Genomic DNA, 20,546 nt, shown 5'->3' with positions numbered 1-20,546 from the left:
CATTCCATGACTCCCAACCCACTTGTCGGCCCCATCCTTTTCGCCCGGAACGCGACGGCGGATGCGGTGGAGATGGCCGTCTTCCTGGTCTGCCGGGAAGGCGACGTTCCGGCCGCCCTGGAAGCGGTCGAGGGCGAGGCGGGGTCGTGGCGTCACCTGACCACGCTGTTCGAGCATGACTTCTTCGCCGCGGACCTGCGGCTGATCAATCGGCCCGGCAACGGCTACGTGCTGGGGGGCGAGCGGATCGAGGTACAGACGGACCTGACCGGCGATGTCGCAGTGGCCTATGTCTCCTGCAATGGCGAGGAGGACGAGGACAAGGACTGGCCGGTCGAGAAGCGCGACGCGCTGTGGACCCGGCTGAAGCACGACCACGAGGAGCGGCCCTTTGCCCTGTTCCTGCATGGCGGCGACCAGATCTATGCCGACGACATCATGTTCTCCCACCCGCGCATCACCGAATGGGACGAGGCGGAGCCGGAGGACAAGGACGGGTTCGAGTGGACCGAGGAGATGGCGACGACAGCGGAGCGGCACCTGATCGCGCGCTATGTCGACCTCTACACCCATCCCGACATCTCGCACATGCTGGCGCGGGTGCCCTCGGTGATGATGTGGGACGATCACGACATCTTCGACGGCTATGGCAGCCATCCCGCGCCCAAGCAGGAGAGCGCGGTGGGCGCGGGCCTGTTCGGCATCGCCCAGCGCATGTTCAACCTGTTCCAGCGGGGCGAGGCCGAGAACATGGCGCCCTTCGGAGCGGGCATCGCCTTCGACGCGCCCGATTTCAGCGTGATCGCGCCGGACCTGCGCAGCGCGCGCACGCTCAAGCGGGTGATGAACGAGGCGGGCTGGGAGTGGTTCGAGCGAGAGATGTCGAAACGGCGCGACGGCAACCATTGCATCGTCATGTCCTCGGTCCCCGCGCTCGGGCCCCGGCTGAGCTGGGTGGAGTTCGCCATCGACACGTTCTGGCCGGGCACCAACCAGTATGAGGATGACCTGCGCGACCAGTGGCAGAGCCGCGCGCATCGCGATGCGTGGCGGCGCTTCCTGTCGATCCTGGTGCGCGAGGTCGAGCAGAACCACCAGCCGGTGACGCTCGTCTCAGGTGAGATCCATGTGGCGACGCGGGCGGAGATGAAGCTGAAGGACGGGAGCGTGATCCATCAGCTCGTCTCCTCGGGGATCAGCCACACGCCGCCGGGGACGGGCTATGCCCGGACATTGGGGGCGCTGGCGATGTTCGGGGAGGACCCGCTGTCGGGCTACCCTATCACGATCCGTCCGCCGGCCGGGCAGCGCACGCGCTACGTCTCGCAGCGCAACTACATGCGGCTGATGCGCGACGACGGAAAGTGGTCGGCGACGTGGGAGTTCGAGGAGGACGGGCGCTCGCCGCCGCTGGCCTTGTAGGGGTCAGCCTCGCATCGGCGGGCCGCGGTGCGGCGATCCGACATTCGATCATGGCACTTTATGCCGGCCAAGTCCGTACGACCGACCCATGTTGCGCCTTCATCAGCCAAATCGCCGTGCCGGGGGGCGGGTCACGCCGTAGGCGTGCCTGCGGCACGACCGATGCGCGGCGGTGCTGCGCAGCTCGACTCCGCGCGCGACATGTGCGCCGGAACGATTGATAAACAGACGCTCAACTCGGGCCCGCGCTGGCTCTACCGCCGCTTCGCCAGCTGCACCGCGAGAATTCCGCCCATGATGACGGCCACGCCCGCCATGTCGCGCCAGCCGAGCGCCTCGCCCAGCAGCAGGCTGGCGATCGCGACGCCGAGGAAGGGGTTGAGGAAGTGGAAGGTCGCCGCGCGCGTCGCCCCGATGCGGCGGACCAGCGTGAACCACGTCACCGTGGCCAGCAGGCCCGGCACCAGCGTGGTATAGGTGAAGGCGGCGACCAGCCGCCAGTCCCAGTCGATCACCCAATCCTCGATCACGAGGCTGAGCGGCAGCAGCGCGGCGGAGCCGACCAGCATCTGCAGCCCCACCACCATGATGACGTTGTCCCCGCCCGACGCGCCGCGCACCAGCAGCGTGGCGGCGGTCAGCGCCAGGACGCCCAGCACCACGATAGCGACGCCCACCGGATCGGCCCCGCCGCCGAGGCGCGACCCCATGATCAGAAGCACGCCCGCAAGGCCCGCGATCAGGCCGAGCGTCGCCACGCGGCCCAGACGCTCGCCCCGCACGGCATTGGCGGCGGCGACCAGCAGGGGCAGCAGGCTCGCGATGATGACGGCGAGGGAGGCTTCGATGAACTGCGCGGCCCAGAAATTGCCGCCGAGATAGATGACGTTCTGCAGCAGGCCGAAGCCGATCACGGCCTGCCATTGCGACCGCGTCAGCCGCGCCGACTGTCCCAGCGCACGGGCGATGCCGACCGCCAGCAGGCCGGAAATGGCGAAGCGTACGCCGAGGATGGCAAAGGGCGGCGCGTATTGCACCGCGATCTTGGCGGAGGTGAAGGCCGACGACCACATGGCCGCGAAGGCCACGCCCATTCCGATGGCCTTGATATCCATGCCGCCTCCTGCTCTCGTGCCGTGATCAAGCAGGGACGACGGGGTGGGGTCAACCGCATGAATGTATCGGATACGGTCCGGGCGCGCCGCTCGGTCCGGGCGTTTCTAGACCGGGATGTCGATGCGGAGCGTTTGACCGAGCTGATCGCGCTCGCCGCACGCGCGCCCTCGGGCGGCAACCTGCAGCCTTGGCACGTGCACTTGCTGACGGGCGATGCGATGAACCGGTTCCGGGCGATGATGGAACCGCGGCTGGCGGCGGGGGAGGCCGATGCGCCGGAATACCCCGTCTATCCGCCGAAGCTGGAGGAGCCCTATCGCACCCGCCGGTTCGCCGTGGGGGAGGGGATGTATGCGCGCCTCGGCATTCCGCGGGAGGACAAGGCCGCGCGGCTCGACTGGTTCCGGCGCAACTGGCGCTTCTTCGACGCGCCCGCGGGCCTGTTCCTGTTCGCGGACCGGCGCATGGGGGCGGCGCAGTGGTCGGACATGGGCGGGTTCCTGCAGACGCTAATGCTGCTCTTGGTGGAGGAGGGGCTTGCCTCCTGTCCGCAGGAGGCCTGGGCGGTGCAGCACACGGTGGTGTCGAAGTTCTGCGGTGCACCGGACGGGCAGATGTTGTTCTGCGGGCTCGCCATCGGCTATGCCGACCCGGACCACGCGCTGGCCGGGTTCGAGACGGAGCGCGCCCCTCTGGATGACTGGTTCACGCATCATGACTGACGCGCCCAAGGCCGTGATCTTCGACATCGGCAACGTGTTGATCGAATGGCAGCCCGAGCGGCTCTATCTCCAACTGATGCCGGAGGCGGAGGTGCAGCGCTTCTTTGCCGAGATCGATCCGCACGCGATGAACGACCGGATCGACCGGGGCGCGCCGTTCCGGCAGACGATCATGGATTGGGCCGAGGCGCATCCGGACTGGGGCGACATGATCCGGCTGTGGTACGATCGCTGGATCGAGATGGCGCGGCCCGCCATCGATGACAGCATCGCGATATTGCGACAGTTGCGGGCGGACGGGGTGCCGTGCTTCGCGCTCAGCAATTTCGGGGTGGACAGCTTCGCCTATGCCGAGACGCAGTATCCGTTTCTGACGGAGTTCGACCGCCGCTACATATCGGGCCACATGCGGATGGCGAAACCGGACGCGGAGATCTATGCCGCGGTGGAGGCGGATTGCGGCCTGTCCGGCGCGGAGCTGCTCTTCATCGACGACCGGGCGGACAACATCGCGGCGGCGGATGCGCGCGGTTGGCGCACGCATCTGTTCACCACGCCCGACCGGCTGGCCCCCGCGCTGCGGGCCGAGGGGCTGCTTCAGTAGGACCAGCCATAGGTGAGGTAGGCCGCGTTACGCCCCGGATTGCGGTCGTAGATCCCGGCATTGGACAGGTGCGACACCGACAGGCCGATGCGGGACGTCTCGCTCAAGCCGACGCTGAGGCCGATGCGGCTGCGGAAGTTCACCACGCCCCCGAGGTCATAGACGTCGTCACCTTCCTCGTAGAGGCCGGGCATCAGGCTCAGCTCCATGCGCACCGCGCCGAAATCGCGCAGGATGCGGCCGCCGCCGCCGACCCAGACGCCGCCGGTGCCGTCGACCTCCGCCGCGGCGCCGAGGCCGTAGGAGAAGCCCAGCACGTTGCCCTCCGTTTTCTGCTGCCACAGCGCCTCCAACGCGATTTCCGTCTCGTCGCCATCGTCGAGCACGCCGACCGAGCCGAGGCCGAAGGTCCATTCCTGCGCGGTGGCGGGCAGGGCGAGGCAGGCGGTCAGGATGAGGGCGAGGGTCGTGCGCATGGTCGGTCTCCGTCGGGGGCGTGTGGACCGAGCTTAACCCGTCCGCGTAAGCGATCAATCGCCATCGGCGGTTTTCCGCCTGACGTGACCCTTGCGCCGCAGGGGGAATCCGCCTATGCCGCGCCGGTCCGCGCGTGGCGCGCGGCAGAGGTCATCCGCGACCCTCTATAAAAAACGGAAAGGATCACTCATGTCCCGTGGATTTCTCATCGGTGTGGCCTCTATGGCCGCCGTCGTCGTCGCTTCCAACATCCTCGTCCAGTACCTCTTGGGCGACTGGCTGACCTGGGGAGCGTTCACCTACCCGGTCGCGTTTCTCGTCACCGACCTGACCAACCGCCTGATGGGGCGGGAGGCCGCGCGCCGCGTGGTGCTGACCGGCTTTGCCGTCGGCGTCGCCTGCTCGCTGATCGGCAGCCAGATCGAGGGCGAGTTCGGGCCGCTGGTCAGCCTGCGCGTGGCGCTCGGCTCCGGCATCGCGTTCCTGACGGCGCAACTGGTCGATGTCGTGATCTTCGACCGGCTGCGCGACCGCGACTGGTGGCGTGCACCGCTCGCCTCGACGCTAGTGGGCTCGACGCTCGATACGGCGCTGTTCTTCTTCATCGCGTTCTCGGGCGCGCTGGTCTTCCTCGACCCCGCGCAGCCGAACGGATGGGCGCGCGAGGCGGTGCCGCTGCTGGGTACCGGGCCGATGCTGCCGCTGTGGGTCAGCCTCGCCATTGCCGACTGGGGCGTGAAGCTGGGGCTCGCTGCCCTCGCCCTGATCCCGTTCCGGGCGATTTCGCGACACGCGAGGGCTTGATTTACCTCTCCGATCTGCCAACCTGACAGGTGAACGAAGCAGCAGAAAGGAGGTGATCCGATGTCGAGTGAGATGTTGGAGCAGGTGGTCGGGTTCAAGCGCGAGGTTCGTCTCTGACGGGGCAGTCCCCGTGGAACGGTTCACGCTCAGGTCGATGACCTCCGGTCATTCGCCCCAGCTCACGTTACAGGAATAGGCAGGGGCCCCCATCCGGGGCCCCTGTTTTTTGGACGGGATACGATCATGCCCCTGCGCATCAACGACCGCATCACGCTGGAGGACTGGGAACTGACCGAGCAGTTCACCCGCGCCTCCGGCCCCGGCGGGCAGAACGTCAACAAGGTCTCGACCGCCGTGGAGCTGCGCTTCGAGGCGGAGCGCTCGCCGCACCTGCCGGGCGACGTGAAGGCGCGGCTGCGACGGATCGCGGGGCGCAAGTGGACCAAGGACGGCGCGCTGATCGTGACAGCGGAAAAGCACCGGTCGCAGGCGATGAATCGCGAGGAGGCGGAGCGCAAGCTGGTGGACATGATCCGCGCGGCGCTGGTGAAGCCCAAGCGGCGCATCCCGACCAAGCCCACCCGCGCCAGCCAGCGCCGCCGGATCGAGGCGAAGAAGGCGACGGGGCAGAAGAAGGCGCTGCGCGGGAAGGTCGATCCGTCCTAGCGGCCCAGCCGAAGCGCCAGCGGGACCAGCCCGGTCAGCACGAACAGCCGCAGCACGTGGTGGGCGGCGACATAGGCGGGGTCCGCGTCGAGCAGGACCGCCATGGCGGCCATCGTCTCCACACCGCCGGGCGCGAAGGCGATCAACACCTGCATGACCGGCAGGCCGGTGACGGCGGTGACGGCGAAGGCTCCGATCATGGCGAGCGCCACCGACAGCGTCGTGAGCACCAGCGCCGCCCCGGCGGCGGCCCGCAAAGTGGCGAGTTTCGCCCCATCGAAGCGGGTGCCGATCAGCGTGCCCATGACGAGGAAGGCCGGGACCGACAGCCAGAGCGGGACGCCCCCGTGGACGATCCCCGCACCATGCGCGATCGCCGACACGCCCATGCCGCCCAGCAGCAGCGCGGCGGGCACCCCGGCGCGTTGCAGCCCCCAACCGGCGAGGGCTGCGCAGAGGATGGTCGCGACGAGGGCGGGCAGCGGCAGCGGGGCCGCGACTTCACCGGCCGTGCCGGGAACGCCGCCCAGCATCACCACCACGGGCACCAGCAGCGTCAGGGCCAGCAGGCGCAGGCTCTGCACCACCGTCACGGTGCCGACATCGGCCCGGACGTCGAGCCCGAGGCCGAGCACGTAGCTCAGATGACCCGGGGAGGCGGCGAGCACGGATGTGCGCCAGTCGAAGCGGAAGATGCGCGCCACGGCGAAGGCCCCGCCGAACAGGATCGCCGTCACGACGACAGGCATGGCGAGCACGCTGAACGGCCAAGTGCGCGCGGCCTGCAAGGTCTCGGGCGTGACACCGGACCCCATGCCGATCCCGATGACGATGAAGGCGGTGTTGCGCAGGGCGACGGGCATGTGCAGTCGCACGCCCATGACGGCGGCGAGCGTCACGAGGATCGCGGGGCCCATCAGCACCGGGGCGGGAAAGCGCAGTGTCGTGGCGATCGCGGCGCCCACCGCGCCGATGGCGAGGGCCGTCAGGGTTCGGACCGTGGTGTCGCGCATGATGTCCTTTCGAGGCTGCCCGCCAGAATGTAGTACGCAACGGTATACCGCAAAGCTGACCCGAACCTGTCTCGGTAGGTTGGTCGCTCATCTCCCTGACATGTCGCATGCGTCATTGTCTGAGCGGCCGGTTTCGGTCAGCCTGCGCGCAGACATCTGACAGGGAGGCTCCCATGAAAACCCGTGCCGCACTCGCCATCGAGGCGGGCAAACCGCTCGAAGTCACCGAAGTCAATCTCGACGGTCCGCGCGAGGGCGAGGTCCTGGTCGAGATCATGGCCACCGGAATCTGCCATACGGACGAGTTCACCCGCTCGGGCGCGGATCCCGAAGGAATCTTCCCCGCGATCCTGGGCCACGAGGGTGCCGGCATCGTGCGCGAGATCGGGCCGGGCGTGACCTCGTTGAAGCCGGGGGATCACGTGATCCCTCTCTACACCCCCGAATGTCGGGAGTGTGAATACTGCCTGCATCCCAAGACCAACCTGTGCCAGTCGATCCGCAGCACGCAGGGGCAGGGGCTGATGCCGGACGGCACCTCGCGGTTCACCACGCTCGATGGCGATCCGGTGTTTCACTACATGGGCACCTCGACCTTCTCGAACTTCACCATCATGCCCGAGATCGCGGCGGCGAAGATCCGGGAGGACGCGCCCTTCGACAAGGTCTGCTATATCGGCTGCGGCGTGACCACGGGCATCGGCGCGGTCATCAACACCGCGAAGGTCGAGATCGGTAGCCGTGCCATCGTCTTCGGCCTCGGCGGGATCGGGCTGAACGTCATCCAGGGCCTGCGGCTGGCGGGTGCGGACCAGATCGTCGGCGTGGACCTCAACGACGACAAGAAGGCGATGGCCGAGCGGTTCGGCATGACCGATTTCGTCAATCCGTCCGAGGTGGAGGAGGACCTGGTGCCCTACCTCGTCAACCTGACCAAGGGCGGGGCCGACTACACGTTCGACGCGACCGGCAACGTGAAGGTGATGCGTGACGCGCTGGAGAGCGCGCACAAGGGTTGGGGCGAAAGCATCATCATCGGCGTGGCGCCGGCGGGGGCCGAGATCTCGACCCGTCCGTTCCAGCTGGTCACCGGGCGATCCTGGCGCGGTACGGCCTTCGGCGGCGCGCGGGGCCGGACGGACGTGCCCAAGATCGTGGATTGGTACATGGACGGGAAGATCGAGATCGACCCGATGATCACCCACAAGCTGAGCCTCGACGAGATCAACAAGGGATTCGATCTGATGCACGCGGGCGAGTCGATCCGCGCTGTCGTCGAGTACTGAGACGAAAATGCCCTTCCCGCCGGATCGTCTGGCGGGAAGGGCAGATACGAGACGCGACACTGGCCCTGCCGCCCCTCGGGGAGAGATTCGAGCATATGCCCAGACGTAGGGCAAATGCTACAAGATTCTTACGAGGCCGTAGTCTCGGCGGGAGGTGGTTCTGCCGCGGCGGGCTGTTCGCGCTGCCAATAGCGGGGCGCGCGCTCAATCTCTCGGTTCAAGAGTGCGCCGAACAGGATTACGAAGGAACTGACGAAGAACCACATCATCAGCGCCGCGACCGCGCCGATGGAGCCGTAGACCTCGTTGTAGTTGCCGAAATTGGACAGGTAGAACGAGAAGGCGACCGAGGCGGCCATCCACAACAGCGCCGCGACGATGCTTCCGAAGGACAGCAGCGGCAGCCGCTCCCCCCGCCGGTTCGGGCCGTAGCGGTAGAGGATCCCGATCGCGAGCGCCATCGCCCCGAGGCCCAGCGTGTAGGTCAGCAACGTCACCGTGGTCTCGATCCCCTGCCGGATCGGCAAGGCGGCGAACAGCACCGGCAGCGCGACGAGCATCAGAAGGGCGAAGATCACGATCCCCACCAGCGTCAGCGTCAGCGCGATCGCCGTGACCGTGTGGCGGAGGAAGGTGCGCCGCTCGCGTTCCATGAAGACGAGATTAAGGCCCTGGAGCATGGCGTTCGATCCCGCCCGCGCGGCCCAGAGGGTGAAGGCGATGGACATCAGGCCCCGCCAGCCGTTCTGCGTCTGCCCCTCGGACATGATACCGATGAGCTGCGTCTCGATCAGCTCGTAGGCGCTGTCGGGCAGGAACCCCTCCAGCCGGCTCATGTGGATCAGGATGACGGTGGGGTCGGAGACGTAGCCGTACATCGCGATCAGGAAGACGAGGAACGGAAAGATGGATAGCGTGGCGAAGAAGGCCATGCCGCCGGAGGCGAGGAACAGCGAGCGTTCCCCGACCCCTTCGGCGATGCGCATGAACGTAGCCCACCAGTCGCGCCAGCGCAGCCGGTAGACGGGCCGGAGCCCGAATGTCAGCCGTGGGTTCATCCCCTCGTCATGAGCTGAGGCCGTAGTAGTTCAGCAAGGTGCCCGATCCCTTGGTCGTCAGGATATCCTCGTCGAACACGTCGGGGGCGGAGCTCACCTGCTCCTGCGTGCAGTCGAGATGGCCCTTGGGTGTTTCCCAGTTGACCGAGGCGAGCTTGTCGATCGGCATCAGGACCTGGCGTTCGGGCAGGAAGGAGCCGGTCTCCACCACCAGGAAGGCGACGCGCATCGTCGTGGTGTCGATCACGATGTCGAGCACGCGCCCCGCCGGGCCGTCGTTGAGGTCGAGTTCCAGGTTCTTGAAAGTGGAGCCCGCGCGCAGGTCGCCCAGACGCTCGGGGATCGTGGTCGCGACCAGTTCCTTGACCGCTTCGACGGCCGAACCGGGCTTGTGCTCGATCCGCTCCGCCGCGCCGAGGGCCGCGCGATCCATCTCCACCGGCCAGGTGCCCGCGTCGAAATCGGGCTGGCCGAAGGCGGAGACGGGCAGCGCCACGAGACCGAGGTTCAGCAGACCGTCGAGATTGGCGGCCACTTTCTGCACGGCATACGACCCGTCGAGATAGACGCCGGCAACCTTCGCCTTGTCGCCGTCGGGCGTGGTGGTGCTGAGCGTGGTGAGATCGTGAAGTTTGACGAACATACGGTTGGGTCTCCTGTCGGTGATCCGGGTCCGGCCCTACAGCCGGTCGGTGGAAAAGGTGTCGCACGCCCCGACCGATCCGGTGCGGTAGCCCTGGTCGAACCAGCGCATGCGCTGTTCGGACGTGCCGTGGGTGAAGCTGTCGGGCACGACGTAGCCCTGCTGGCGGCGTTGCAGCGCGTCGTCGCCGATGGCGGAGGCGGCGTTCATGGCCTCCTCGATATCGCCGGGCTCGAGGCTGTCGAAGCGGGCGTCGGCATGGTGCGCCCAGACGCCGGAATAGCAGTCGGCCTGCAACTCAAGCCGCACGGTCAGCCGGTTCGCCTCGACCTGCGAGACCTGCTGGCGGCGCTGGTTCACCTGAGGCAGCGTGCCGGTGAGATTCTGCACGTGGTGCGCGACCTCGTGCGCTATCACGTAGGCCTTGGCGAAATCGCCGGTGGCGCCGAGCTGACGCTCCATCACGTCGAAGAAGTCGAGGTCGATATAGATCTGCTCGTCGCCGGGGCAGTAGAATGGCCCGACCGCAGCCGAGGCCGTGCCGCAGGCCGAGCGCACGGCGCCGGTGAACAGCACCAGCGTCGGTTCGGCATAGCTGGAACCCGACTGCGAGAAGAGCGATCCCCACACCTCCTCGGTATCGGCGAGGGTGACGGCGACGAATTCCTCGGCAGCGTCGTCGATCTCGTTCGGGCCCGAGGATTGTTGCTGCGGGGCCGGGCCGCCACCGACCAGCCCGCTATCGAGCAGGGGACGCGGGTCGAACCCGAAGATCAGACCCGCGAGCACGACGACCACGACCCCGATCCCGCCGCCCGCGACAGCCACGCCGCGACCACCGCCCCGACGATCGGAAATATTCGTGCTGGTTCTGCGGCCACGCCATTTCATCGTCGGGACATCCTTCTGCCGTCTTCTGCCGTTTCCCGCGAACACTTATCGCGCTGCCAGGTTTTGACCACGTTTCCGACATGCTTTCGTACGCCTGCGCACTATGATTGATGGATCGCTTTTGCGATAAGGACGCGAAGGCATCCATTGGGAGTGAATGACGCAGATGACGAAACAACTGATGATTTACGAGCGGGCCGTTCCGGTCTCTTCCGAAACGCATCGCGACTGGTCGATCCAGGCCGGGCGCAGCTACGGCTTCGCGAAGGAGATCAACTCCGTCCCGCTGCTGGCTGCCGAGTTCGCCGCCGCGGCCGCCGATCACACCATCGTCTTCGCCGGTGAGGGCGACGCCGTGTTCCCCTCCGTGATCCTGGGCCAGCGCGACGGGCACAATGCCTTCGTCGGCGGTGACGACGCGTGGAAGGGTGGCTACATCCCCGCCTTCCTGCGCCGCTATCCCTTCGTCTTCGCCTCCACCGAAAACAATTCGCAGTTCACGCTGTGCATCGACGAGGAATTCGACGGCTTCAACACCGACGGCAAGGGCGAGCGCCTGTTCGATGCGGAAGGCAACCGGACCGAGTATCTGGAGAAGATGCTGAAGTTCACCTCCGACTACCAGGCGCAGTTCAACCGGACGCAGCTCTTCGCCAAGCGTCTGGCCGACCTGGACCTGCTGGAGCCGGCGCAGGCGCAGTTCCGCGATGCGGACGGCAAGCAGAGCAGCCTGACCGGGTTCAAGACCATCAAGCGCGACGCGCTGCGCCAGGTCGCGGGCGACACGCTGGCCGAGATGGCGCGGACGGACGAGCTGGAGCTGTGCTACCTGCACCTGCACTCGCTGACCAACCTGCAGAAGCTGGGTCGCAGCGACGCCTGATCCCGTTTCGGTGCGCGCCGCTTGGCATTCGCGGCGCGCACCATACCTGCCTTCGTGAAGCATATTCGCGAAGGAGACCGACATGCCCACCCCCGCACAGAAAGCCCCCGCCCTCGACGTCGCGCTGACCGCCGGCGGCCGCTGGGACGCGCACGCGCAGGCGCCCGACACGTTCACCGTCATCATCTTCTACCGCGGCAAGCACTGCCCGATCTGCCGCGATTACCTGAAGGCGGCGAGCGGAATCATCGGGGACTATGCCGATTTCGGCGCGCACATGATCGCGGTCTCGATGGACAGCGAGGAGCGCGCGAAGGCGTCCTACGAAGAATGGGACCTCGGCGGCTTGCCCATCGGCTACGAGATGACCGAGGCGCAGGCCCGCGACTGGGGCCTGTTCCTGTCGTCCAAGCGCGAAGGGTCGGAGGAGCCGGACCTGTTCTCGGAGCCCGGGCTGGCGGTCCTCGATCCCGAGGGCAAGGTCGTGTTCACCCATGTGCAGAACGCGCCGTTCACCCGGCCGGACCTGGAGAAGCTGCTGAGCGGGCTGAAGTTCATCCACAAGAACGATTACCCGATCCGCGGGACGGCGGGGTAATCGGCTGGTTGGCAATAGCCGCGCATCGACAGGCCGCGGCGCGGCGATCTACCCTACGAGCATGGCACTTAATGCCAGCCACGACCGCACGACCTCCCAGCAACGCGCCTCCATCGACCAAATCGCCGTGCCGGTGGGCGGGTCACGCTGGAAGCGTGCCTGCGGCACGACCGATGCGCGGCGGCCTTCGGCCTTGATTCCGCGCTGTGGCGGTACCGACGCTGTTACCGCATCCGCCTGAGATAGACGTAATAGGCTCCCTCGCCCCCGTGCCTTCGGTGGGCGGGGGCGACCTGCAGGACCAGCGGACCGAGCGGTGGCAGGCGCAGCCAGTGCGGCACCTGGTGACGCAGCACCCCGTGGCGTTCGGGGATGATCGCGTCCTCCGCTCCGCGTTTCCCCTTGCCGGTGATCACCAGCAGCAGCCGCGCGCCGTTGGAATGGGCGCGCAGCACGAAGCCGCGCAGCCGGTCGTGGGCGGCGGCGACGGTCATGCCGTGGAGGTCGAGCCGGGCATCCGGGCGCAGGTTGCCGCGCACCATCTTCTCGAAGGCGCGACGGTCCATCGCCAAGGCCTCGCGGCCCGGTGGTGGGGCGGGATCGAAGCCCGTGCGCGGCCCCGGCCGACCCTCGGGGCGCAGGGTGATGCCCTTCGGCCGCACCTTCGGTTCGGGGATCGGAGACATTTCCTCCCGCGCATCGTCAGGCGGCGTCGGCGCGGTTTCGTTCAGGGGGGAGGTGCTGTCGGCCACGCGGGACCACAGCTCCCGCTCCTCTGCGCTGAGCTTGCGGCGACGGCGGGGCATCAGTCGCCCTCGACCAGCGCGCGCGGCATCAGCACGACCATGCGCCCGCCTGCGCGCTGTCGTCCGGCGAGCGCGTAGGCCGCCTCTCCCGAGCCGAAGAAGATGTCGGCGCGCTGAGCGCCCTTGACCGCCGCGCCGACATCCTGCGCGACCATCAGGCGCGTAAGCGGGCCTTCCGCCGTCTCCGTCTCCAGCCAGACCGGCAGGCCGAGCGGCACCGCGTCCGGGTCGACTGCGATGCTGCGCCCGGCACTGACAGGAACGCCCATCGCGCCTACAGGCCCGTGATGTGTCCCCAGCCCCTCGACCGCGCGGAAGAAGATGAAGCTGGGATTGCGGTGCAGAACCTCACGCCCGATGGCGCCGTTTTCCTGCACCCAGGCCCGGATCCCCCCGGCGGAGACGCGGTGCGCGGGCAGCAGCCCCGCCTCCGCCATGTAGCGCCCGACCGAGCGATAGGGGTGGTTGTTGCGCCCGCCGAAGCCGACGCGCAAGATCGAGCCGTCCTGCAGGAGCAGCCGCCCCGACCCCTGGACGTGCAGGAAGAACGCGTCGACCGGATCGTCGAGCCAGGCGATCTCCAGCCCCCGGCCCGCGAGCGCGCCGCGCTCGATCTCGGCCCGTGTCAGCCAAGGCTCCGACCGGCCCGCGATCTCGGGCGGTCGGCGGTAGAGCGGGTAGCGGAAACGCTCGGTCCGGCGGCGGCTGGCCTGCAATTCCGGCTCGTAATAGCCGGTGAAGAGCGGCTCCGCCCCGTCCTCGATCAGCACGGGGCGAAAGCCCGTCTCGAAGAAGATGCGCGGATCGAGGGCCGCGCGACCGGCCGCGCAGAGGCCCTGCCAGTCCTCCGCCGGGATCAGGTCGCCGGTGGCGGAGCGGTCGCAGCTTTCCAGGAAGGTATCGAGGGCGGCACGGTGATCGTCCTGCCGCCAGCCGGAAAGGTCGGAGAAATCGAGCAGGCTGCGCATCACCTCTGCCCGTGCGGGGACGAGGGCGACGAGCAAAGCCAGCGCCGCGGCGGCCGGGAGGCGGCAGCGGCGCACGGGTTCACCCTTCGGTCGCGACGAGCAGCCAGTTGGGGTTCTCGGACCCCATGACGCGGCTGAAGGTCCAGACATCCGTCTGCCGCTTGACGGCCTGCGGATCGCCCTCGACCACCTCGTTCGCGGCGTTGCGCACCACGCTCGTCAGCTCACCCACGAAACGCAGGGTGATGTCGCCGACATTGTCGATCTCGTCGAATTTCGCGTCCTTCAGCGTGACCTCGCGGACGCCGATGAACTCCGCCTCGACGCTGAGGCCCGCCTCCTCGCGCTGCTCGACAGCCTGCTCGAAGCCGCGATAGGTGTCGGGCGCGAGGAATTGCTGCAGCGTGTCGAGATCGCCTTTCTCGTAGGCCATCAGGATCATTTCGTAGGCCTGGCGCGCGCCGGCCATGAACTCGGTCAGGCTGAAATCGGGCTCGACCCGCTTCATCTGCGTGAGGGCCTGTCCGCTATCGCTGTCAGGATCGACGTGGTCGGAGATGTCGCGATCCGGCCCGCCTTCGATCACCTCGAACGGATGGTCGTCGCGGCGCGAGGGCGCGGGCGCGTTCACCTGCTGAGGGTCGGGCTCGTAGCCCTCGCGCGTGCCGAGCACGCTGCGCAGCTTGAGCACCAGGAAAGCGGCCACACCTGCCAGAACCAGTAGATACACCATCGGTCGCCGCGTCCCCCCGCTTGTCCATCTGCCCGCCATCGGTGGCAGGATCCGAATTAACGCATATCTAGGGGTCCAAAGGGGTCGAGTCCATGCGGCAGCACGGTCGCGCGCGCCCAAGGAGGCGAAATGTACATATTTCTCGCGTTGTTGATCGTCCCGATCATCGAGATCGCGCTGTTCATCCAGGTCGGCGGGCTGATCGGCCTGTGGCCGACGCTGCTCACCGTCATCCTGACCGCGATCGCGGGCACCTGGCTGTTGCGCTCGCAGGGGGGCGACGCGCTGCGGCGCCTTCAGAACATCCTGCGCGAGGGGGGTGATCCGCGTGGTCCGCTGGCGCATGGCGCGCTGATCCTGGTGGCCGGGATCGTGCTGCTGACGCCGGGATTCTTCACCGATGCGATCGGCTTCGCGCTGCTGATCCCGGCGGTGCGCGGTGTGGTGATCCGCGAACTGGCCAAGCGGGTGCGGGTCGTCGGCACCTCGCAACCGCGCGACGCGGGACGGGGCGCGCGCCCTGCGAACGAGGCGGTGATCGACGGCGAATACGAGGTCGAGCTGCCGCCCGAGGGCGCGCCGCGCGGCAATTCGGGCTGGACCCGGCCGCGCGAATAGCGTGTCGCGGCCTTGCCGTTGTGATGCGCCGCCCGCTCTGCTAGAGCCGGGGACGACAGATTTTTCTCAACAAAAGGTGCGTCATGGCAGACGAGACTCCGCAGGAAAACGGCGCGGCGGAACCGCAGGTCCAGCCCTCCGTCAAGATCCGCAACCAGTACGTGAAGGATGTCTCGTTCGAGAACATCTCGGCTCAGAAGGGCACGCCCGTCACCAGCGCGCCGCAGGTGCGGGTCGGGGTGAACCTCGACGCGAAGAAGGCCGCGGGCGAGGGCGACAACTACGAGGTCGTGCTGACGCTGAAGGTGAACGCCGAGGCCGACGGCCAGCCGGTGTTCCTGATGGAGCTCGACTATGCCGGGATCTTCGAGATCGCGAACGTGCCGCAGCAGCAGCTGCACCCGTTCCTGCTGATCCAGTGCCCGACCATGCTGTTCCCCTTCGCGCGCCGTATCGTCAGCGACATGACCCGCGATGGCGGCTTCCCGCCGGTGAACGTCGATCCGATCGATTTCATGCAGCTCTACCGGGCCGAGCTTCAGCGTCGTCAGCAGGCGCAGGACGCCTCGCCGGACACGACGGGCACCGCCTGATTTGAGATTCCGCATCGCCGGGCGGGGCTCGGCGATGCGTTTCGCACTTCAGGGTGCGAAATCGGCCCAGAACGCGGCCTCTCCCAGCTTTTCGACGAAGGCGTCATGCGCCGCCTTCTCCGCATCGCTCAGCCGCGAGGGCAGGGCGCGCGGACGCGGCGGCGGCGTCCAGTCGGCGGGGCCGCCGCTTTCCTCCCCCCCGGTTCGGACGACCGACAGGCTGAAATCGGGCTGACGTCCGCCCACGAGCTCCAGATAGACCTCGGCCAGGATCTCGGAATCGAGCAAGGCCCCGTGCTTCGTCCGCGCCGAGTTGTCGATGCCGAACCGGCGGCACAACGCATCGAGCGAATTCTGCGCGCCAGGATAGCGGCTGCGCGCGATGGCCAGCGTGTCGATGGCCTGCGCCATCGGCAGTTGCGCAGCCTTCATCCATTTCAGCTCGGCATTCAGGAACTTCATGTCGAAGGCGGCATTGTGGATGACGAGACGGCTGTCGCCGACGAAATCGAGGAACTCCTGCCCGATCTGGCGGAAGGTCGGCTTGTCGGAGAGGAACTCTTCGCTCAACCCATGCACGGCGAAGGCCTCCGCCGGCATGTCGCGTTCGGGGTTGATGTACTGGTGATAGGTGCGGCCCGTCGGCATGTGGTTGAGCAGCTCGACCCCGCCGATCTCGACGATCCGGTCGCCCTGCAGCGGGTCGAGGCCCGTGGTCTCTGTGTCGAGGACGATCTCACGCATGATGGCTGCTCCTGATCTCGGCAAGGATGGCGCGGACCTGCGCGCGCGCCGGGTCCAGCCCTCGGCTCGTGTCGATGACGTGATCCGCCTGCGCCCGTTTCTGCGCGTCCGGCACCTGCTTGGCAAGGATCGCCTCGAACGCGGCCTCGGTCATGCCGGGCCTGGCGAGGACGCGGGCGCGCTGGACCTCAGCCGGGGAGGAGACGACGACCAGCGTGTCGAAGGCGTCGGCCTGCCCGGTCTCGAATAGCAGCGGGATGTCGTAGAGCACGATATCCGCTTGCGTATCATGGGCGAAGGCGGCGCGGTTGGCGGCAACGAGGGGGTGAACGATCCTCTCGATCCGCTGCAGCAGGGTGGTGTCGGCGAGGATAGCCGTACGCAGCACAGTCCGGTCGATGCCGGTGGGCGATGCGGCCTCCGGTAGCAAAGCGCTCAACGGTTCTACCGCTGCGCCGCCTGCGGAATAGAGTTCGTGGACGGCGGCATCCGCATCCCAGACCGGTACGCCTTCCTCGGCGAACATCGCCGCAGTGGTGGACTTGCCCATGCCGATGGAGCCGGTCAGCCCGATCCGATGCGGGATCATGCCGCCTGCACGGCGCGGCGCAGCTCGGCATCGACCTCGGGATCTCGACCGAACCATTGGCGGAAACCGGGGGCGGCCTGATGCAGCAGCATTCCCAGCCCGTCCACGGTGCGCAGGTTGTTGGCCGCCGCCTCCGCCAGGAAGGGCGTGATGAGCGGACTGTAGACGATATCGGTCACGACCGCGTCGCCATGCGCGGCGGTGAAGCTAAGATTGAGCGGCGGTTGCCCGGTCATGCCGAGCGAGGTCGTGTTCACGATGGTCATCGCCCCGGCCATCGCGTCGGAGGCGCGGTTCCAGTCCACGACCGTCACACGTGCGCCGTACTGATCCTTCAGCCCATCGGCCCGCTGCCGCGTGCGGTTGGCGATGCGGATCTCGGGTGCGCCGGCATTCATCAGCGCGCAGATCACGGCCCGCGCGGCACCGCCCGCGCCGATGACCAGGCAGGGGCCCGAGCGCGCGGACCAGCCCGGTGCGTTCTGGCGCAGGTTCTCGATGAAGCCATGCCCGTCGGTATTGTCGGCGTAGATGCCGCCGCCCTCGCGGAAGCTCAGCGTGTTGGCCGCCCCGATCAGGGCCGCCCGATCGCTGATCTGGTCGGCGAGCGACATCACGGTCTGCTTGTAGGGAGTCGTGATGTTGACACCTCGAAAGCCGAGCTTGGGCAGCGCGCGGATCGCCGTCTCGAAATTGGCGGGGGCGATGCCGAGCGGGACGTAGTGGCCATCGATTCCGTAGCGTGACAGCCAGTGGCCATGCAGCGCGGGCGAGCGGGAGTGGCCGATGGGCCAGCCCACGACCCCGGCAAGTGGCGGCGATGCGTCGGTCATTCGGTCAGGTATCCCCGTGCGCGCAGAAATCCGAGCACTTCGAGCAGCGGCAGACCCAGGACGGTGAAGTAATCCCCCTGGACCCGGCTGAACAGCTGAGCGCCCTTTTCCTCCAGCTTGTAACCGCCGACGCTGTCGAGCAATCCTTCCGCGTTCTCAGACAGATATTCCTCGATGAATGTGTCCGAAAAGGAACGCATGACCAGTTGAGCGCGCCCGACATGGCGCCAGACCGGGCGGCCCGCCTCGCAGATGACCGCCGCCGACAGCAATTCGTGCGCCCGGCCGCGCAGGGTTTCGAGCTGCGCGCGAAGTTCGGTGGCGTCGCGCGGTTTGTCGTAGAGGCGACCGTCGCAGACCAGAACTTGATCGGCGGAGAGGACGAGCCGCTCACTCTGACGAGCGGAAACGCGCAGGCCTTTCAACTCCGCCAGCTTGTCGGCGATGTCGCGGGGCGGGGCGCCCTCGGCGAGCATGGCGGCCTTTACCGATACCTCGTCGATGCGGCTGACATCGATTTCATGGGAGACGCCCGCGTTGCGCAGCATGGTGGAGCGGGCGGCGGAACCCGAGGCGAGGATCAATGTCATGCGATGCCTTTGCGCAGTTCGGCCATGATCGCGGCGGCCGTCTCCTCGATGGAGCGGCGGCTGACGTCGATCACGGGGATGTCGTGGCGTTCGAAGAAAAGGCGCGCCTCGGCGACCTCAGCCCGGATCGCGTCGATGTCGCCATAGGTGCTGTCGCGCCCGCGGGTCAGCGCGGTCAGCCGATGCGCCCGGATCTGCGCCAGCCGATTGGGACTGACGACGAGGCCGATGACCGGAACGCCGCCCTCCATCGCCGCGATCAGGCTGGGGGGCGCGGCGACATCGGGTACGAGCGGGACGTTCGCCGCCTTGATCCCCTGATAGCCGAGATAGATGCAGGTCGGTGTCTTGGAACTGCGACTGACACCGACGAGGATCACGTCCGCAGAAAGCAGTCTGTCGGGGTCGAGCCCGTCATCATGCGCCATGGCGAAGTCGATGGCGGCGATCCGGTTGAGATAGTCCCGGTCCACGCGGTGCTGCTGGCCCGGCAGATCCTCCCGCGGGGGGCCCAGATGGCGCGATACCGCGCGCATGGTGCTGTCGAGCAGGCCGATCGCCTCGATGCCGCGCAGGTTGCAGGCCCGGTCGAGATGGGCGCGCAACACGGGGTCCGCGAGCGTGTGCAGGAGAAGTGCCGGCTCCTCGACCTCGGCCATGATCGCGTCGAGCTGTTCGGGCGTCCGCACGAAGACATGCTCGCGCGTCTGGAGGGCGGTCGATTCGAACCGGATCGCCGTGGCGCGCGCGGCCGCCGCCAAAGTGTTGCCCGTGGAATCGGATACGAGATGCAGGAGCAGTCGTCTTTCGTCGGTCAAGCCCAACAATCCTGTGGATGAAATCGTGGAAATCCCTGTCGAGAATAGGGGGTGAGAGCTGTGGAGGAAAGGGAGCCGGGAGACTGCCCCCCGGAGATCCCCGATCCGCCCACAAGGACAGCCAATCCACGACACGAGATTCGCCTGCCTGTGGATAAGTTCGTGGATTCTCTGCCGTCGATGCTCCGCCAAGACAGGTCAAGATGAGTCGACGAGGAAATCGCAACGTTCTGCTCGATAGAGTATGCTGTTTTTAAAGGATAAATTTTTCGGATCACTCCTTTGGTCATCCTGGCTTGGTCGATCCTAGGGAATCGTTTCGATGTGGACAAGAATGTGCGCTGAACCCGTGATCGGACTTATCCCCATAGTTCGCAGCCTCACTACAACCTCATCCTTTCTCTTTTCGTATGACTGAAAGAGGGGCCGGACCGGGCCCTTGCCTTGCTTTCCGGGACGGGCAAAGAAGAGAAAGCTCATCGGAGGATCCGTCATGTTCGAAACCGCTCTGTCGCTGGCCTATCCGTGGCTGAAAGCGGGACATGTGATCTCCGTCATCTCCTGGATGGCAGGGCTGTTCTACCTACCGCGGCTGTTCGTGCATCACGCGGAGCGGGCGGAGATCGGCAGCGAGATGTCCGAGACCTTCAAGATGATGGAGATGAAGCTCTATCGTGTCATCATGACGCCCGCGATGATGGCGACCTGGCTGTTCGGTCTGAGTCTGGTGGCGATACCGGGGGTCGTCGGCTGGTGGTTCGCGCCCAAATTCATCGCCGTCGTCGCGATGACCTGGTTCCATGTCTGGTTGAATGCAAGACGTAAGGAGTTCCTGGCCGATGCCAATTCACGCACCGGGCGTACCTATCGCTACATGAACGAGGTGCCGACGGTGCTGATGATCGTCATCGTCGTGGTGGTGTTCGTGAAGCCGTTTTGAGCCTCGGGGGTTGACTCGATCACCCCTCCCACCGATATGGTCGCTGCGTCGCGTCCGCGACCTCGTTTTTCCCAATCCGTTATAGACGCCCGCGCCCGACGGGGCCGCGTCATCATAGACTGGACCTCCTC

The 20,546-nt window shown here is 67.0% G+C and carries 25 protein-coding genes; 11 read left to right on the top strand and 14 right to left on the bottom strand.

What is annotated here, in order from left to right; translation table 11 throughout:
- Positions 1-6 precede the first annotated feature (6 nt).
- Positions 7-1,422 (top strand): alkaline phosphatase D family protein, encoded by a 1,416-nt coding sequence (locus RX333_RS02810; protein ID WP_316013395.1) that lies wholly within the window; start codon positions 7-9, stop codon positions 1,420-1,422.
- Between the two features lie 254 nt (positions 1,423-1,676).
- On the opposite strand, the gene RX333_RS02805 is transcribed toward RX333_RS02810, so the two are convergent.
- Complete coding sequence (locus tag RX333_RS02805) at positions 1,677-2,537, bottom strand: DMT family transporter (RefSeq protein ID WP_316013394.1); 861 nt, start codon at positions 2,535-2,537, stop codon at positions 1,677-1,679.
- 57 nt (positions 2,538-2,594) lie between these two features.
- Here RX333_RS02805 and RX333_RS02800 point away from each other — a divergent pair, with 57 nt between their 5' ends.
- Together RX333_RS02800 and RX333_RS02795 are read left to right on the top strand one after the other, a co-directional pair.
- Positions 2,595-3,260, top strand: a complete 666-nt coding sequence (locus RX333_RS02800) for a nitroreductase (protein ID WP_316013393.1) — start codon at positions 2,595-2,597, stop codon at positions 3,258-3,260.
- Positions 3,253-3,864 carry an HAD family phosphatase gene (locus RX333_RS02795; protein WP_316013392.1) on the top strand — a complete coding sequence of 204 codons (612 nt, stop codon included), beginning with the start codon at positions 3,253-3,255 and terminating at the stop codon, positions 3,862-3,864. Before RX333_RS02800 ends, RX333_RS02795 begins: the two co-directional genes overlap by 8 nt.
- Here RX333_RS02795 and RX333_RS02790 read toward each other — a convergent pair.
- Positions 3,858-4,340, bottom strand: coding sequence for an acyloxyacyl hydrolase (locus RX333_RS02790; RefSeq protein ID WP_316013391.1), 483 nt, complete (start codon positions 4,338-4,340; stop codon positions 3,858-3,860). The two genes, RX333_RS02795 and RX333_RS02790, sit on opposite strands and share 7 nt — an antisense overlap.
- Before the next feature lie 190 nt (positions 4,341-4,530).
- Between RX333_RS02790 and RX333_RS02785 the strand changes: the two genes are divergently transcribed.
- Complete coding sequence (locus RX333_RS02785) at positions 4,531-5,145, top strand: queuosine precursor transporter (RefSeq protein ID WP_316013390.1); 615 nt, start codon at positions 4,531-4,533, stop codon at positions 5,143-5,145.
- Between the two features lie 243 nt (positions 5,146-5,388).
- Entirely contained in the window at positions 5,389-5,811 is a 423-nt protein-coding gene (gene arfB / locus RX333_RS02780) for an alternative ribosome rescue aminoacyl-tRNA hydrolase ArfB (RefSeq protein WP_316013389.1), read from the top strand.
- On the opposite strand, the gene RX333_RS02775 is transcribed toward arfB, so the two are convergent.
- Positions 5,808-6,824, bottom strand: coding sequence for an AbrB family transcriptional regulator (locus RX333_RS02775; protein WP_316013388.1), 1,017 nt, complete (start codon positions 6,822-6,824; stop codon positions 5,808-5,810). The two genes, arfB and RX333_RS02775, sit on opposite strands and share 4 nt — an antisense overlap.
- 173 nt (positions 6,825-6,997) lie before the next feature.
- On the opposite strand from RX333_RS02775, the gene RX333_RS02770 reads away from it, so the two are divergent.
- Positions 6,998-8,110: an S-(hydroxymethyl)glutathione dehydrogenase/class III alcohol dehydrogenase gene (locus RX333_RS02770; protein WP_316013387.1), complete on the top strand. Its 1,113-nt coding sequence runs from the start codon at positions 6,998-7,000 to the stop codon at positions 8,108-8,110.
- 128 nt (positions 8,111-8,238) lie between these two features.
- On the opposite strand, the gene RX333_RS02765 is transcribed toward RX333_RS02770, so the two are convergent.
- Genes RX333_RS02765 through RX333_RS02755 form a run of 3 tightly spaced genes read right to left on the bottom strand, consistent with a single transcriptional unit; the run spans position 8,239 to position 10,702 of the window.
- Positions 8,239-9,168 (bottom strand): YihY/virulence factor BrkB family protein, encoded by a 930-nt coding sequence (locus RX333_RS02765; RefSeq protein WP_316013386.1) that lies wholly within the window; start codon positions 9,166-9,168, stop codon positions 8,239-8,241.
- Positions 9,169-9,175: 7 nt separating this feature from the next.
- Complete coding sequence (locus RX333_RS02760; RefSeq protein ID WP_316013385.1) at positions 9,176-9,811, bottom strand: PRC-barrel domain-containing protein; 636 nt, start codon at positions 9,809-9,811, stop codon at positions 9,176-9,178.
- 36 nt (positions 9,812-9,847) lie between these two features.
- The gene (locus RX333_RS02755; RefSeq protein WP_316013384.1) at positions 9,848-10,702 is read right to left on the bottom strand and encodes a neutral zinc metallopeptidase; all 855 of its coding nucleotides are present in this window, start codon (positions 10,700-10,702) and stop codon (positions 9,848-9,850) included.
- A 157-nt stretch (positions 10,703-10,859) separates the two neighbouring features.
- On the opposite strand from RX333_RS02755, the gene RX333_RS02750 reads away from it, so the two are divergent.
- Both RX333_RS02750 and RX333_RS02745 read left to right on the top strand, forming a co-directional pair.
- Positions 10,860-11,585: a SapC family protein gene (locus RX333_RS02750; protein WP_316013383.1), complete on the top strand. Its 726-nt coding sequence runs from the start codon at positions 10,860-10,862 to the stop codon at positions 11,583-11,585.
- 82 nt (positions 11,586-11,667) lie between these two features.
- Positions 11,668-12,183, top strand: coding sequence for a peroxiredoxin-like family protein (locus tag RX333_RS02745; RefSeq protein WP_316013382.1), 516 nt, complete (start codon positions 11,668-11,670; stop codon positions 12,181-12,183).
- 224 nt (positions 12,184-12,407) lie between these two features.
- Here RX333_RS02745 and RX333_RS02740 read toward each other — a convergent pair whose 3' ends face one another.
- The 3 genes from RX333_RS02740 to RX333_RS02730 all read right to left on the bottom strand — a co-directional run bounded on the left by RX333_RS02740 (position 12,408) and on the right by RX333_RS02730 (position 14,690).
- The gene (locus RX333_RS02740; RefSeq protein WP_316013381.1) at positions 12,408-12,989 is read right to left on the bottom strand and encodes a Smr/MutS family protein; all 582 of its coding nucleotides are present in this window, start codon (positions 12,987-12,989) and stop codon (positions 12,408-12,410) included.
- Entirely contained in the window at positions 12,989-13,957 is a 969-nt protein-coding gene (locus RX333_RS02735; protein ID WP_316013380.1) for a murein transglycosylase A, read from the bottom strand. Before RX333_RS02735 ends, RX333_RS02740 begins: the two co-directional genes overlap by 1 nt.
- 79 nt (positions 13,958-14,036) lie before the next feature.
- The gene (locus RX333_RS02730) at positions 14,037-14,690 is read right to left on the bottom strand and encodes a Tim44/TimA family putative adaptor protein (RefSeq protein WP_316013379.1); all 654 of its coding nucleotides are present in this window, start codon (positions 14,688-14,690) and stop codon (positions 14,037-14,039) included.
- 129 nt (positions 14,691-14,819) lie between these two features.
- Here RX333_RS02730 and RX333_RS02725 point away from each other — a divergent pair, with 129 nt between their 5' ends.
- Complete coding sequence (locus tag RX333_RS02725) at positions 14,820-15,308, top strand: FxsA family protein (RefSeq protein WP_316013378.1); 489 nt, start codon at positions 14,820-14,822, stop codon at positions 15,306-15,308.
- Positions 15,309-15,391: 83 nt separating this feature from the next.
- Positions 15,392-15,901, top strand: coding sequence for a protein-export chaperone SecB (gene secB / locus RX333_RS02720; protein ID WP_316013377.1), 510 nt, complete (start codon positions 15,392-15,394; stop codon positions 15,899-15,901).
- A gap of 48 nt (positions 15,902-15,949) precedes the next feature.
- On the opposite strand, the gene dnaQ is transcribed toward secB, so the two are convergent.
- From dnaQ to RX333_RS02695, 5 genes are read right to left on the bottom strand one after another with little or no spacing between them, the layout of a single operon-like run.
- On the bottom strand, positions 15,950-16,645 hold the full coding sequence (gene dnaQ, locus RX333_RS02715; protein WP_316013376.1) for a DNA polymerase III subunit epsilon: 696 nt from the start codon (positions 16,643-16,645) through the stop codon (positions 15,950-15,952).
- Positions 16,638-17,234 carry a dephospho-CoA kinase gene (coaE, locus tag RX333_RS02710; protein ID WP_316013375.1) on the bottom strand — a complete coding sequence of 199 codons (597 nt, stop codon included), beginning with the start codon at positions 17,232-17,234 and terminating at the stop codon, positions 16,638-16,640. The genes dnaQ and coaE overlap by 8 nt, the downstream gene beginning before the upstream one ends.
- Positions 17,231-18,067, bottom strand: coding sequence for a shikimate dehydrogenase (locus RX333_RS02705; protein ID WP_316013374.1), 837 nt, complete (start codon positions 18,065-18,067; stop codon positions 17,231-17,233). The genes coaE and RX333_RS02705 overlap by 4 nt, the downstream gene beginning before the upstream one ends.
- Positions 18,064-18,657, bottom strand: coding sequence for a nucleoside triphosphate pyrophosphatase (locus RX333_RS02700; protein ID WP_316013373.1), 594 nt, complete (start codon positions 18,655-18,657; stop codon positions 18,064-18,066). Before RX333_RS02700 ends, RX333_RS02705 begins: the two co-directional genes overlap by 4 nt.
- Positions 18,654-19,475: a pyruvate, water dikinase regulatory protein gene (locus tag RX333_RS02695; protein ID WP_316013372.1), complete on the bottom strand. Its 822-nt coding sequence runs from the start codon at positions 19,473-19,475 to the stop codon at positions 18,654-18,656. The genes RX333_RS02700 and RX333_RS02695 overlap by 4 nt, the downstream gene beginning before the upstream one ends.
- 493 nt (positions 19,476-19,968) lie before the next feature.
- On the opposite strand from RX333_RS02695, the gene hemJ reads away from it, so the two are divergent.
- Positions 19,969-20,415, top strand: a complete 447-nt coding sequence (gene hemJ, locus RX333_RS02690; RefSeq protein WP_316013371.1) for a protoporphyrinogen oxidase HemJ — start codon at positions 19,969-19,971, stop codon at positions 20,413-20,415.
- Positions 20,416-20,546: the final 131 nt, after the last annotated feature.

The organism is Roseobacter sp. HKCCA0434 (genome assembly GCF_032464675.1).
GTDB lineage: Bacteria > Pseudomonadota > Alphaproteobacteria > Rhodobacterales > Rhodobacteraceae > Pontivivens.
The sequence above is the reverse complement of the archived record's forward strand: the minus strand, read 5'-3'. Positions and strand labels throughout refer to the sequence as shown.